Origin of the sequence: Massilioclostridium coli (assembly GCF_900095865.1) — a bacterium.
Lineage (GTDB): Bacteria > Bacillota > Clostridia > Oscillospirales > Ruminococcaceae > Massilioclostridium > Massilioclostridium facile.
Genome location: NZ_FMIZ01000005.1, coordinates 96396 through 109914, shown reverse-complemented (window position 1 = coordinate 109914; position 13519 = coordinate 96396). Strand labels below are relative to the sequence as shown.

Genomic DNA, 13519 nt, shown 5'->3' with positions numbered 1-13519 from the left:
TTTTTATCTTAATGCTTTCATGGTAGAAATCCATTCCTTTGTTACCTGGTCTACCCGGTTAGATTCCATAATCTTTTGCAGTGTTTTATGATAGGTCCAATCGTCCAGCCGGCTGCTCTTTAACAGATTCACCGTTTTATCACGGTATTTTACAAAAGCAACCGATAACAGCCAGGCGTTCCCCATACGGACATAATAATGGTCATTTGTAACCGAAGCGCTGGCTTCCAAAACTTTATCAATATAATCATCCTGTAAATAGTGGGATAAAAACATAATCAATACAAAGCGGATGATCCAGGGGTTATCCTGTTGTAGCAGGTCCAGCAAATAGTGGAACCCCTCCGGCGCATCTTTTTGAAAACAGGTTAATGTATTACACACCATATCACAGATTGCCCAGTTGTCAATCAGGGGCAAATAGCTGGTTAAATACTCCAGACGTTCTGAAAACGGAACGTTCCAATAACCGATTACCAAACCTTGCAGTAACCGCTCCTCATGCCAATCTCGCTGGGCTACCTGTAAAAACCCGGGCACATTCCCTTTGGCAATTTCCTTGGCAATCGACCGCAACTCTGGCGTGCGGATACCTAAAATTGCTGTATCCGGTATTAAACGCTGCTGAAACTGCTGGAATTTTGATTCAGATGATTCTCGCAAATATTGCAGCAGTTCCGTATAATCCTGAGCTGTCCAGTTTTCTTTTTTCCAACCCATCCTATTCACCGCCTGTCCTATGGTTTTTGATAATATTTTCCCTGCCAGCTATCCCGCCGTACCAACTCTTTGTCAATCTCATTGAGCACGACAAATTTTTTCAGACTCCATAGCGGCCCAATCAAATCTTCTTTTGCGCCATCTCCCGTCAGACGTTGAATGATGAGTTCTGGTGGAAGCACCTCCAATTGATCACAGATAATCTGGACATATTCTTCCAAACGAAGCAAAGGGAATTCTCCATTTTGATATTGTTCCGCCATCACTGTATGCTTTAACACATGCAGCAAGTGAATTTTAATACAATGCAAATCTAATTGAGATAATGCCTGTGCTGTCTCCAGCATATCCTGATGGGATTCTCCAGGCAGCCCATCTATGATGTGGGCACAAACTGGAATCCCTTTTTGGTGTAGTTTTTCGTAGCCCTCCAAAAAGTCCTGATAGGTATGGTGCCGGTTGATCCGCTTGCCCGTCTCATCGTGGATGGTCTGCAATCCCAGTTCTACAATCAGGTAAGTGCGCTGGTTAATTTCTGCCAAGTAATCGACTACATCATCTGGCAGGACATCCGGGCGGGTCGAAATGCTCAGCCCAACTACTTTTGGAAGTTGGAGAATGGATTCGTATTTTTGTTTTAATTCCTCCAATGGGGCATATGTATTGGTATATGCCTGAAAATAGCCAATATAGCTGGCATCCGGCCATTTTTGGTGCATCTTTTGTTTGACCTGTTCAAACTGTTCCGGCAGGCTTTCCAGCGGATTTCCAGCAAAATCTCCACTGCCATAATGGGAACAGTAGGTACAGCCTCCTACCCCTTTTGTTCCATCAATGTTGGGGCAGGTAAATCCTCCATTTAACGAAACTTTAAATACCTTTTCGCCAAATTTATGGCGCAAGTGATAATTCCAAGTATGATAACGTTTGTTGTCGTCTGAATATGGAAATGAGTTTGTCATAATTCACCTCAGAAAAGCACCAAAAGTAATCCGCCTGATACCAAGGTTAATACAAACATGATCCCCCAGGTATACCAAATATACCGCAATTTCATGGTACGTTTTACCATGACCAGCATCGGCAGGGAGAAAAACGCCAAAGAAACCACCAGGGAAAAAATAATCCCATAAGTGACATTCAATTGCAATAAACTAGAAATTACTGGCAATAAAGAAACCACATCCGTATGAGGGATAATACCCAATACAGTTACCAAAAAGACTCCTAAAAATCCGGTATCAGAAATTTTTTGTGCCAACTCAAAATCCATAAACCCATTGATTAACGCGGAAATCAGAACACCCAGGACAATATAAGCCCATTGTTCCCCCATAGTGTGCTTTAACTCATGTACCGCATAGCCCCACCTTCTCCGCTGGGACCAGGCAGCGTCCTGGTTTGGCGGTGCCAGGGATAAACTATCCTGATACAAATATTTTTCCCCGCCTACAAAGGAAAGACAGAATCCTGTAACAACTGCTATTATCAGACAGCATACCAGATAAACCAAAGTAAATTTCCATCCCGCCATCGCAAACATTGGTAATAAAGACGCCGCATTAATCAGGGAAGCGGAAATCAAATAAGTCATCGCTAAATGCAACGGAATTCCAAACGCTATAAAGCCAAAAAATAATGGGATATTGGTACAGATACATGCAGAAGCTACAAATCCAGAGAGCGCCGCTAACATCAGCGCCGCAAAAGGATTCAGTTTTGCCATGGCACACCGCACCTTTTCAATTGGAATGTATGTTTTTAGCCAAGAAACAGCTACCAGCACCACCACAAAAATGAAAAAAGTCCGGATTAAGTCATAAGTAAAATGGGAAATTACCTCCAGTAGTTTGTCTCCTTCTGTAAGATGGAACAGCCAACTGTAAAACTGTTCAATCCACTCCTGGATGATCCCGTGTTCATGGTGATGAGCTTGTACTACATTCATTCCATAATTCCTTTCCAAATCAATTCAAGAAGATCTAAAATTATCCTCGTTTTAATATTTTAAGTAGTGGAGTAACAATTGCCGCTGTAAGGATTGCCGCCACAATCGCTTCTGGTACCCCATTCACTCCAACTGCGGTACCAATGACAGCTAATAAGGTACTGGATTTCGCACTGGCATATTCACTTCCAAAAAATAGAGCGATCCCCCCCATGACCAATATGGTATTGGTCATGGAACCAACCAAACCAGCTACGAAGCCAGAAAGATAAGTGCGGCATTTTTTGCTTGCCATCCATTGGAAAATCAGCCCTGCAAATACACCAACTAAAATACGCGGTACAAAACAGATGATTAAACTGCCAAAATTTCCGTGGTAATCCCCTAAGCTATAAAGAGGGGTAAACACAAAAGAAGTGACTATTGGTGCGACAAAACTGTTATTGATAAAACTGAGTAATCCAAACAAGAACCCCAGTATTCCACCTATCTTTGGTCCCAATAAACAAGCCCCTATAATTACCGGTATATGTAATGTGGTAACTTTTAGTGGAGAAAACGGGATGGGTATTAAACCTAAATTTGTAAAGTTTAACACAATCATTACCGCTACCAATAGGGCAATTTGTACCAAGGTTTTTGTTCGTTTGTTTGTTTCGCTTTCCATGATAATTCCTCCTGCTGCAATTCTGCTATATGCAGATATCGCGCAAATGTATCCGTTTTAGAATCGTTATAATCCGATTGCAGCAACTAGCTCTCTATTTAGATGAACCGTCCCTGTGTGATTGTAATATTCCAAAGCAGACCAAATTCATTATACACGAAAACAGTATAAAATACAATAAAACCTTGTTGTTAAATTGTATGACTAACTTATTCACAAATGAACATATTAGCATAAATCTTTTGCAAACAAAAACACAACACATCCAATATGTGTTGTGTTTTAAGATTACGATTTTTTTGGATTTAACGCCCTATTCAACCAAATATCCGCAATATCTAACGCATTGTATAGCCCAACTTTTTCACTTTTTTTGGTGATACAATCCTTCGGATTAATATTGGGATCAGTTGCCATTAACTGGACTAAAACATGGTTTGCTAGCTCTAAATCATTTTGTTTTGTGGTATCTTTAATCATCAACATGACGACAAAATCTTCCCACATATTTCCGTAATAAAGGGTGTTTCCGTTCCTTACCAGAGGACGCCCTTTATAGGTAAAAAATTTTTGTTTTTCCATAAAGTCTCCTTTCCCCGGCTCATGCCGGTAGTACCCATCTAAAAGCGAAAGCCCGCTTTTTTAAGCCCCTTGTTTTACATTATTAAAATTATACCATTTTATATACAAAGTGTAAATAACTAGAATGTGAATGATCTGAAAACTCCCTGTTGCTTTCTGTAAAAAAAGAGATGAATTAGCTTATGGGCCCAATTAAAATTTTTCCAGGAGATAACAAAAATTGCGCACCACTTTGGATGCGCAATTTTGGCTTCAAAAGCAATGATCACAACAGATTAATCGATTGTTACAATTTCCCCGAATACTTCGCCAGCACAACGTGCAGCATTCGCTTCGTCTGTATCAATGTGCATTGCCAAAGCAAATTTATCAGATACACGCACTACAGTATCGCCAAACACTACTTTTCTTTCAGGGGTATTTACTTTTACCCAAACAATCTGTTTGTCCTGTACGCCAAATTCAGCAGCATCAGCAGGAGTCATATGGATATGACGTTTTGCAATAATAATGCCTTTTGTCAGTTCGATCTCACCAGCTGGACCTACTACTTTGCAGCCTGGAGTTCCTTCAATATCACCAGATTCCCTTACTGGAGGGTTTACACCCAAAGTTCTTGCATCAGTAGCAGAAACTTCGATTTGAGTTTCCGCACGTTCTGGTCCTAAAATGGACATTCTCAATTTTCCCTTTGGTCCAATCACTTCTACTTTCTCTTCACAAGCGAATTGACCTGGTTGGGAAAGATCTTTTTTATTGGTTAAGGTTGCGTCTGGCCCAAATAAAACAGCCAGATCTTCTTTTGATACATGGATATGACGCGCGGAAGTTTCTACAATAAAATTTTTAGCCATAGTTGTTCCCTCTTTATCAAATTATAAATCCTGTGCAACTATCTGCACATATCCATTTTATTATAATACATCTTGTAAAAAAGGTCAATTGCTTCGCTTCACCTTTTTTCTTTGTTTCCCATAGAATAGGGTAACAATAAAAAAATGCCTGAAATTCTATCATAAGTTATTGTAAAAGTTCGTTTAAGCGGAAAAAGCTTTTCCTTTTGTATCTGCTCCCCCCTGGCAGAAAAATAAAAAACGACTTTTTCCCTTTAAACTCTCCCATTCCTACAAATTTTACAGGCAATTTTGATTTTTCCAAATGGAGGTTATACTATGGCTACTGTTGATTTTTTCCTAGGAAGTTCCACCCCCGCTGGATTCCTTTCTTTATTTGAGCCGGCTGTTCGTCCCCCAGCAACTAGTTTTTTACTAAAAGGTACTCCTGGTAGCGGAAAATCCACTATTTTAAACCGGATTTGTTCTACTTTTACAGACCATCGTCACATTGTAGAACGAATCCATTGTGCGGGAAATCCAGATTCATTGGATGGCGTAATCTACCAAAAAACAAAAACCGCTATTTTAGATGCCACCGCACCCCATGTCCTTTCTTCTATTTATCCAATAGCAGTTGAAACAGAAATCAGCCTGTATCCTTGTACCAGTTATGGAAAAATCAAGCCATACCGCAATGATATTGTACAACTGGTCAACCGAAATCAGCTCTTATCCATCCGCTGTTACAACTTCTTGCAGGCAGCTTGTTCCCTTTTGGCGGATAATCGCGCCCTAGTAGCAGAGCAGACAGATAGCATAAAAATAGAACGTCTGGTAAAGCGGATTTGTCCCAAAGAATTTCCACGTCAGAATACTTCCCACATAGAACATCTGCGATTTCTTTCCGCATTGACTCCAGAAGGCTACCTTACATATGGAGATACACCCAAACAGCTTTGTGAGAGGATTTATCTGCTTCGGGACGAATATGGGGTAGCGTCTGAAAAATTTTTGAAAGAGGTTCGGGAATACGCCCTGGAAAATGGTCATGAATGTTATACCTGTTTAAATCCTCTTTTCCCCGACCAGATAGAACATTTATTTTTCCCACAGTTAGGAGTGGGGTTTTTTACCGCAAACCGATATCATGAGGAATTTTTCACTCCTTGCAGGGTCATTACTTCAGCACGTTTTACCAATACAGAAGAATTGAAAAAACACCGTCAAACCATCTGCTTCCGAAAAAAAGCTGCCAATGAATTGCTCAAGCAAGGGGTTTCCCTGTTAGATGCTCAAAGGGAATGCCACAACCAACTGGAAAATATCTATACCCATGCAACCGACTTTAATCAAATTGACCTAATCACAGCTGGATTAATGAATCGGCTAGCACGCTTACTTTAAAATATATGTTTTATAAAAAAATCCGCTTAGCCTATTTTATGGGTTCGTTCTCATATAGAAAGAACACCAATAAAGCAAAAAGATTTCTGTTTTCATAAAGCCACAGAAATATGGATCGTTCGCTATTCCAATCCAAGAAAAAAGGAACAGACACTACACATCTTTTAGAATGGATGAATAATTATTTTGCCTTTTAAAGTACAGTAAATTTTATCTTGTTATTATCATACTGCAACCAAATGATTATAAACAGAAATAATACCATGCATTATATGTTGTGTAGTAAAACCCCATTTCCTTTTTGAAAATCTACACAAACATTTTTGCTAATCTCCAATAGAACCGAAAAATATCATCATGTGAAAACGGCACAAAAAATTACAGGCAGTTTAATCAAACTGCCTGTGATTATTATTCAAACATCTTTTTCAATTTATCAAAGAATCCACTGCGTTTTGCGTAGTTCTTTTCGGATAATTGGGATTCAAAGCTGCGCAGGGCATCCTTCTGTGATTTGCTCAGATTTCGTGGCACCTCAATATTCACAGTGACCAACTGGTCTCCACGTCCGCTACCACGCAGCTTGGTAACACCTTTTCCTCGCAAACGGAAAGTTGTACCTGGCTGTGTACCTTCCCCAATCTTATAGCGCACCTGTCCATCAATCGTAGGTACGGTAATCTCATCCCCCATTACTGCCTGAGTATAGGTAACAGGGATTTCACACAGAATATCAAACCCTCTGCGTTTAAATAATGGGTCCGGGCGCACGGTTACCGCTACGTTTAAATCGCCGCTTGGCCCACCATTCGCACCAGCGCTGCCAGAACCACGAAGCATCAACGTCTGACCATCATCAATTCCGGCTGGAATATTAATTTTGATCTTTTTGCTTACATTCTTCCGACCAGTTCCACGGCAGGATGGACAAGGGTTGCTAATAATTTTACCTTTCCCACCGCATCGGCTACAGGTACGGGTAGAAGACATAACACCAAACGGTGTGCGCTGCTGAACTTTTACCTGGCCAGCGCCGCCGCAGTCCGGACAAGTTTGTGGGGAAGAACCTGGAGCACATCCAGTACCGTGACAATGGTCGCATTGCTCCTGACGGGAGACGCTGATTTCTTTCTCCACCCCTTTACATGCTTCCATAAAAGAAATGGTCACGCTGGCAAAAGCGTCTTCTCCCTGTCTGGGGGCATTTGGGTTGGACCGCCTTCCTCCGCCAAATCCGCCAAAAAACCCTTCAAAAATATCGCCAATATCAAAGCCAAAGTCGCCTGCTCCAGCTCCACCGCCAGCGCCAAAGTTCGGGTCAACACCGGCATGGCCATACTGGTCATATTTCGCACGTTTTTGGCTGTTGGACAGTACTTCATAAGCCTCATTGACTTCTTTGAATTTTTCCTCTGCCTCTTTATCCCCTGGATGCAAGTCAGGATGATATTTTTTTGCCTGTTTGCGGTAGGCTTTTTTAATTTCGTCCTCGGATGCTCCTTTTTGGATGCCAAGAACCTCGTAATAATCTCGTTTTTCTGCCAAACCGAGAGCCACCTTTCCCTAATGTTGCTGAAAAAAGCATACCGATTGCACCGAATGATATTCGGCGCAATCCGGCATCTGCAATTTTTTATTTATTGTTATTGTCGTCTACTTCTGTGTAATCTACATCTACAACATCATCTTGAGGAGCGGAATTTGTATTGTTGTTTGCTGCTCCTGCTGCCGCATTTGGGTCAGCTGCTTGTTGTTGTGCCTGTGCCTGCTGATACATCTTAGCGGACATATCATATACCAGTTTTTGTAATTCTTCCTGTTTTGCTTTAATATCGTCGATATTGTCGCCTTTTAAAGCTTCTTTCAAAGCATCTACTTTTGCTTGGATAGAAGATTTTTCATCTGCAGAAACTTTATCTCCCATTTCATTCAATGTTTTTTCACTCTGATATACCAATTGGTCAGCTTGGTTGCGGATTTCAATTTCTTCTTTGCGTTTTTTGTCTTCAGCCGCAAATTTTTCCGCTTCTTTTACCGCTTTGTCAATTTCTTCACTGCTCATATTAGTAGAAGAAGTAATGGTGATGTTCTGCGCTTTCCCTGTACCCAGATCTTTCGCGGATACATGAACGATGCCGTTGGCATCAATATCAAAAGTAACTTCAATTTGTGGAACCCCTCTTGGAGCTGCTGGGATACCGTCCAAACGGAACATACCTAATTGTTTGTTGTCACGGCAGAAATCACGTTCTCCTTGGTAAATGCTAACGTCAACGGAAGTCTGGCCATCCGCAGCTGTGGTGAAGATTTGGGTTTTCTTCGTTGGAATTGTGGTGTTTCTTTCAATCATTCTAGCCATAATGCCGCCTTGGGTTTCCAAACCTAAGGTCAATGGGGTAACATCGAGCAATACCAAACCTTTTACATCACCAGACAAAACACCGCCCTGGATAGCAGCACCAATTGCCACACATTCATCTGGGTTAATACCTTTGAATGGCTCTTTGTTCAACTGTTTCTGAACTGCTTCCACAACGGCTGGAATACGGGTAGAACCACCAACCATCAGGATTTTATCCAGGTCATTTGCAGTCAAACCAGCATCGGACAACGCCTGGCGTACTGGACCCATAGTAGCTTCTACCAGGTCAGCAGTCAATTCATTAAATTTTGCTCTAGACAATGTCATATCCAGGTGTTTTGGGCCGTTTGCGTCAGCAGTGATAAATGGCTGGTTGATTTGAACCTGGCTCATGCTGGACAGTTCAATTTTTGCTTTTTCAGCAGCTTCTTTCAAACGCTGCATTGCCATTTTATCGCCGGAAAGGTCAATTCCTTCCGCTTTTTTAAATTCTTCAATAATCCATTTGATGATTCTTTCATCAAAGTCATCACCGCCCAAGCGGTTGTTACCAGCAGTTGCTAAAACTTCCTGTACGCCATCGCCCATTTCGATGATGGATACATCGAAAGTACCGCCGCCTAAGTCGTATACCATAATTTTCTGGTCGTCTTCTTTATCCGCACCATAAGCCAGAGCAGCTGCTGTTGGTTCGTTGATGATACGTTTTACATCCAAGCCAGCGATTTTACCAGCGTCTTTGGTTGCCTGACGTTGGGAGTCAGAGAAATATGCAGGTACAGTAATAACCGCCTCGGTTACTGGTTCGCCCAGGTAAGCTTCCGCATCTGCTTTTAATTTTTGTAATGTCATTGCGGAAATTTCCTGTGGAGTGTAATTTTTGCCGTCAATGTTTACTTTATAATCACTACCCATATGACGTTTGATGGAAATGATCGTTCTTTCTGGGTTGGTAATTGCTTGGCGTTTTGCTACCTGCCCTACCATTCTTTCCCCTGTTTTGGAAAACGCAACCACAGAAGGTGTTGTTCTAGCGCCTTCCGCGTTGGCGATAACAACAGCTTCGCCGCCTTCCATAACAGCAACACAAGAGTTTGTAGTACCTAAGTCGATTCCAATGGTTTTTCCCATGATAAATTCCTCCTAAAATGAATTTCATTTCTATAGTAATATAAATTGGTTTGCTTTTATCTGAACTATTATGGATTTGCTACAACCACCATTGCGTGGCGGATCACTTTATCCCCCATCTGGTACCCTTTTTGGAATACTTGACAAATGGTGTTTTCTCCATAATTTTCATCTTGTACTTGGTTTACCGCATTGTGCAGTTCAGGGTCAAATGGCTGGTTCAACGCATTGATTTCGTGTACATCCATTTTTGCCATGACTTCTTTAAACTGTGTGGCGATCATCTCCACACCTTTTTTCATGCTGCTATCCTCTTTTTCTGCATCCAGCGCACGCTCCAGATTATCCAACACAGTAATAAATTGTAACACACAATCTGCAGTAGCATTTTTATAACTTTCTAATTTTTCACGTTGGGTACGTTTACGGAAATTATCAAATTCCGCATACTGCCGTAAATTCTGGTCTTTTAATTCCTGCACCTGCTGTTTTAGCTGCTCCATTTCCTGGTCCGCAGCATCCTGTTCTGTCTGGCTATCTTCCTGCTGAGTAGTTTCTTCCACTACTTCATCCAGGTTTTCCTTTTCATCGTTATTTTTTTTCGCCATCGGTCAATGCTCCTTTCTGCTCTTCCATCATATTGTCAATGATCCTTGATACACTCTCAGAAAAATACTCCATATAAGGGATAATCTTGGAATAATCCAACCGGATTGGCCCAATCACTCCAAATGACCCCATAGGATGGTCGCTTCCATATTTGGAAAGGATCAAGCTGGAATTGGTAATGGTAAAGGTATCAGTTTCTTTACCAAATACAACATTTATGCCATCAAAAGCCGAGGAAAGGATTTTTCCAATCTCATTTTTGGTATTGATAAAATGGATTAGTTCCCCTGCATCAAAATCCCTGCAACGCAACAGGTTTCGTTCCCCTTTCATTTCTACTTGCTGACGGGAAATTTCATCTGACAGTTCGTAGATTGCATATAACAATGGGGAAAGGGAAAGCATGTAACTGCCAAGGGCAACTGCCATGTTTTGCATTGTGACTGGGGTAAGCTGCTCCACATTTTTACCTAATAATTCGTGTTTTACTAGGTTCTCAAAAAAGCTAAGCTGTTCTTGATTTAAATCAAATTCCAAACGGCATATTTTATTTTTAATCTCTCCGGTAGATGTAATCATCAACAGGGCGTATAATTTTCTACCTGCAGGTACCACCTCTACCTTTGTGATGACTGAAAATTTAGGAAGGTTGCTGGTGTTGACCGCCGCGCATCCTGTAACTTCCGCCAGGGCTTCCAACGCGTTTTCCACCACTGCGTGAGGGGATGTTTTTTCCCGCTGCAACATGGTGTCAATCCGATGTTTTTCTTCCTCTGACAGGCCGCTGGGGCGCATCAATTTATTGATATAAATCCGGTAACCCAGATAAGTTGGAATCCTTCCAGCCGATGTGTGGGGCTGCTCTAAAAAGCCCAGCCGTTCCAGCATTGCCATGTCGTTCCGTATGGTGGCGGAGGAAACCTCATTGTTCATTAACGCAGCCACTGTTTTGGAACCAATCGGCTCACCGGTACGGATATAAGAATCCACAACAATTTGTAATATTTTCAGCCGTCTGTCATCACTTTTCATTGATTTCACCTCTGGGTGTGACAAATCTCGCTTTTAGCACTCCATCTATCTGAGTGCTAAATATAATATAGCACCCTCTTTTCGGAATGTCAAGGGCAAGGAGAAAAATTGAAGAATGATTTAAATTTCGTTCAAATTTACATAATAACTGCTTATGTGATCGTGCATGTTATACAAATGCTAACAATCAAAGCGTTCCCAAAGAATCCATCTATATACCAGTAAAAACATGAAAAATAGCTTGGTTTTTAGAAATGTTATTCGTAGAGTGCTAAAAATACAACAAGATAAAAGGCAGGTTTTTGAACCTGCCCTTAGATTACCTGAAATTTATGCTAAAATTATGATTTGATTGCAAACAAACCAAAAACCCAGATTGAATTTTTACCACAAACAAGCTGTTTTTCATCCAGAATCCCTGTTATAGAAAACGAGCCAATCGAATAAAAGATTTAAGTTAAATATATCGCCGTACTTTTTTCATATATTCCTGATAGGCTGTCCCAAATGTTTCAATGCACCATCTTTCTTCTGATAAGATAATCCAATGTGCAAAGATTTGAAAAAATAGAACTATCCCAAACAGTACGAGAGAACGCGTTAAAAAAGCCATGCCTATAAAGCAAATGAAATAAGCTAAATACATAGGATTCCGGGAGAAACGGTAAATTCCATTTTTGTTTAATCCTGTATCGCTGGGAAAAGCAAAACAGACCATTGTAACAGCACATAAGCATAAACCCAATACATAACAAAATAACCCCAGAAAAAGCTGCCACGATAAATCTATCTTTACCGTCAGGAACAGTGGATATAGTAAGATACCAGCCATGGATACCTGATAAATCAAATAGGCTATTTTCTCTTTTCCCTGTACTGGCACAAAATAAGCTGCTCGCCGCAAAGCTGTTTTATTTAAAACGGTAAGTAATATAAATCTTACCAGTAAAAATGGAACCAATAAAAGAAAACCATTCATTTTTCAACTCCGTATGAAAATAGTTTGATAAAAAGCCGGCTTTTCCTGTATTACATTTAGTTGTCCAATTGGCGATCATTTGGCGGATTCTCGGTGCAATCCACCACTCGCCAATTCCCAGCCCATTACAAAGCACCTTTTCAATTAGTTAAACAGCAAAAAAGGAGTATCTGGAATTTCTCTTTGAATAAAGCCATCGTAAAAATTCTCTACTACGCTCTACAACTTTCCGTTTTTTATTGTGTTACACCATTCGTACGCATAAACATATCCTGTTCCTACAAACTGTTCTATTTGTAGGAACCCTATTTTTTACAACTAATGGCTACCCAGCCATTTTCACGCTTAATCTCTAAAATTTGCAGGTTTGCCTGTTGTAGTGCCATAACTACATCATCTTCTCTCTGGTCAATGATACCGGAACACAGCAATACAGTATCCTGATGCATAAAGTCGGTTACAGTATCGCACAGTTTAATAATCACATCCGCAACGATGTTAGCACAGATAACATCATAGGTGCCGGAAATTTTATCGGTCAAATCTCCACATACAAAGGTAACTTGATCCTTTATTCCATTTAAGTCGGCATTTTCATAAGCTACTTTTACCGCTAATTCGTCAATATCAACCCCAACTGCGGATTTTGCCCCCAACAGCATTGCGGTAATTGCCAAAATACCGCTTCCACAACCGATATCCAACATTTTAGAATCTGGCGTTATATGCTGTTCCAACAGTTCCATACATAAACGGGTCGTTTCATGGGTCCCTGTCCCGAACGCCATACCAGGGTTTAAGGTGACCTTTACATCGCCTTGCTGTAAGTCACATTCTTCCCATTCCGGACATACCACAAGATGGTTACCAACCCGAATTGGATGGTAATATTTTTGCCAAGCTGTCGCCCAATCCTCTTCTTTTACCCCTTCGGTGTCAATTTGATAAGGAATGGCCTCACTTTCAAACCGTTCCCGTAAAAAGCTAACTGCTTCCATTGGATTCTGGGTTGGGTCGATATAAACGTGGATAATTGCTTTTGTTCGGTCTTTTTTTAATAAGTCCTCATCAATTAAATCAATATGGGCAATCTGCTCCACTTGTTCTTCCAAATTTGTATAATCTTCAATATAAATGCCATAAGGTACGACCATTTGAGTAATTGCTGCCGCCTGATCTACCAGTTCACAAGGAATTTGAATATGAATCGCTGTCCAGTTTTCCATTTATAAAATACCTCCGTCCGTTT

At 40.8% G+C, this 13519-nt stretch carries 13 protein-coding genes; 1 reads left to right on the top strand and 12 read right to left on the bottom strand.

What is annotated here, in order from left to right:
- Positions 1 to 3 precede the first annotated feature (3 nt).
- The 6 genes from BQ2683_RS01055 to pduL form a co-directional block, all read right to left on the bottom strand.
- A complete protein-coding gene (locus BQ2683_RS01055) occupies positions 4 to 720 on the bottom strand; it encodes a DNA alkylation repair protein (RefSeq protein ID WP_069986877.1) in 717 nt (238 codons plus the stop codon).
- A gap of 17 nt (positions 721 to 737) precedes the next feature.
- The gene (gene mnmL, locus BQ2683_RS01050; RefSeq protein WP_069986876.1) at positions 738 to 1682 is read right to left on the bottom strand and encodes a tRNA modification radical SAM protein MnmL/YtqA; all 945 of its coding nucleotides are present in this window, start codon (positions 1680 to 1682) and stop codon (positions 738 to 740) included.
- 8 nt (positions 1683 to 1690) lie between these two features.
- Positions 1691 to 2668 carry a permease gene (locus BQ2683_RS01045; RefSeq protein WP_069986875.1) on the bottom strand — a complete coding sequence of 326 codons (978 nt, stop codon included), beginning with the start codon at positions 2666 to 2668 and terminating at the stop codon, positions 1691 to 1693.
- 40 nt (positions 2669 to 2708) lie between these two features.
- Positions 2709 to 3335 (bottom strand): ECF transporter S component, encoded by a 627-nt coding sequence (locus BQ2683_RS01040; protein ID WP_069986874.1) that lies wholly within the window; start codon positions 3333 to 3335, stop codon positions 2709 to 2711.
- Between the two features lie 288 nt (positions 3336 to 3623).
- The gene (locus BQ2683_RS01035; RefSeq protein WP_069986873.1) at positions 3624 to 3917 is read right to left on the bottom strand and encodes a hypothetical protein; all 294 of its coding nucleotides are present in this window, start codon (positions 3915 to 3917) and stop codon (positions 3624 to 3626) included.
- A 275-nt stretch (positions 3918 to 4192) separates the two neighbouring features.
- Positions 4193 to 4771, bottom strand: coding sequence for a phosphate propanoyltransferase (pduL, locus tag BQ2683_RS01030; RefSeq protein WP_069986872.1), 579 nt, complete (start codon positions 4769 to 4771; stop codon positions 4193 to 4195).
- 318 nt (positions 4772 to 5089) lie between these two features.
- Here pduL and BQ2683_RS01025 point away from each other — a divergent pair, with 318 nt between their 5' ends.
- Positions 5090 to 6157 carry a hypothetical protein gene (locus BQ2683_RS01025; protein WP_069986871.1) on the top strand — a complete coding sequence of 356 codons (1068 nt, stop codon included), beginning with the start codon at positions 5090 to 5092 and terminating at the stop codon, positions 6155 to 6157.
- 411 nt (positions 6158 to 6568) lie between these two features.
- On the opposite strand, the gene dnaJ is transcribed toward BQ2683_RS01025, so the two are convergent.
- The 6 genes from dnaJ to prmA all read right to left on the bottom strand — a co-directional run bounded on the left by dnaJ (position 6569) and on the right by prmA (position 13496).
- On the bottom strand, positions 6569 to 7702 hold the full coding sequence (gene dnaJ, locus BQ2683_RS01020) for a molecular chaperone DnaJ (RefSeq protein WP_069986870.1): 1134 nt from the start codon (positions 7700 to 7702) through the stop codon (positions 6569 to 6571).
- Between the two features lie 88 nt (positions 7703 to 7790).
- Complete coding sequence (dnaK, locus tag BQ2683_RS01015; protein ID WP_069986869.1) at positions 7791 to 9650, bottom strand: molecular chaperone DnaK; 1860 nt, start codon at positions 9648 to 9650, stop codon at positions 7791 to 7793.
- Between the two features lie 68 nt (positions 9651 to 9718).
- Positions 9719 to 10258, bottom strand: a complete 540-nt coding sequence (gene grpE / locus BQ2683_RS01010) for a nucleotide exchange factor GrpE (RefSeq protein WP_069986868.1) — start codon at positions 10256 to 10258, stop codon at positions 9719 to 9721.
- Entirely contained in the window at positions 10242 to 11291 is a 1050-nt protein-coding gene (hrcA, locus tag BQ2683_RS01005; RefSeq protein ID WP_069986867.1) for a heat-inducible transcriptional repressor HrcA, read from the bottom strand. The genes grpE and hrcA overlap by 17 nt, the downstream gene beginning before the upstream one ends.
- A gap of 457 nt (positions 11292 to 11748) precedes the next feature.
- A complete protein-coding gene (locus BQ2683_RS01000; RefSeq protein WP_069986866.1) occupies positions 11749 to 12270 on the bottom strand; it encodes a methyltransferase family protein in 522 nt (173 codons plus the stop codon).
- A 305-nt stretch (positions 12271 to 12575) separates the two neighbouring features.
- The gene (gene prmA, locus BQ2683_RS00995) at positions 12576 to 13496 is read right to left on the bottom strand and encodes a 50S ribosomal protein L11 methyltransferase (protein WP_069986865.1); all 921 of its coding nucleotides are present in this window, start codon (positions 13494 to 13496) and stop codon (positions 12576 to 12578) included.
- Between the last annotated feature and the right edge of the window lie 23 nt (positions 13497 to 13519).

Excerpts from the sequence above, each read along its gene's own strand:
- BQ2683_RS01055 (WP_069986877.1), bottom strand. The coding sequence starts at position 720 with ATGGGTTGGAAAAAAGAAAACTGGACAGCTCAGGATTATACGGAACTG.
- mnmL (WP_069986876.1), bottom strand. The coding sequence starts at position 1,682 with ATGACAAACTCATTTCCATATTCAGACGACAACAAACGTTATCATACT.
- BQ2683_RS01045 (WP_069986875.1), bottom strand. The coding sequence starts at position 2,668 with ATGAATGTAGTACAAGCTCATCACCATGAACACGGGATCATCCAGGAG.
- BQ2683_RS01040 (WP_069986874.1), bottom strand. The coding sequence starts at position 3,335 with ATGGAAAGCGAAACAAACAAACGAACAAAAACCTTGGTACAAATTGCC.
- BQ2683_RS01035 (WP_069986873.1), bottom strand. The coding sequence starts at position 3,917 with ATGGAAAAACAAAAATTTTTTACCTATAAAGGGCGTCCTCTGGTAAGG.
- pduL (WP_069986872.1), bottom strand. The coding sequence starts at position 4,771 with ATGGCTAAAAATTTTATTGTAGAAACTTCCGCGCGTCATATCCATGTA.
- BQ2683_RS01025 (WP_069986871.1), top strand. The coding sequence starts at position 5,090 with ATGGCTACTGTTGATTTTTTCCTAGGAAGTTCCACCCCCGCTGGATTC.
- dnaK (WP_069986869.1), bottom strand. The coding sequence starts at position 9,650 with ATGGGAAAAACCATTGGAATCGACTTAGGTACTACAAACTCTTGTGTT.
- grpE (WP_069986868.1), bottom strand. The coding sequence starts at position 10,258 with ATGGCGAAAAAAAATAACGATGAAAAGGAAAACCTGGATGAAGTAGTG.
- hrcA (WP_069986867.1), bottom strand. The coding sequence starts at position 11,291 with ATGAAAAGTGATGACAGACGGCTGAAAATATTACAAATTGTTGTGGAT.
- BQ2683_RS01000 (WP_069986866.1), bottom strand. The coding sequence starts at position 12,270 with ATGAATGGTTTTCTTTTATTGGTTCCATTTTTACTGGTAAGATTTATA.
- prmA (WP_069986865.1), bottom strand. The coding sequence starts at position 13,496 with ATGGAAAACTGGACAGCGATTCATATTCAAATTCCTTGTGAACTGGTA.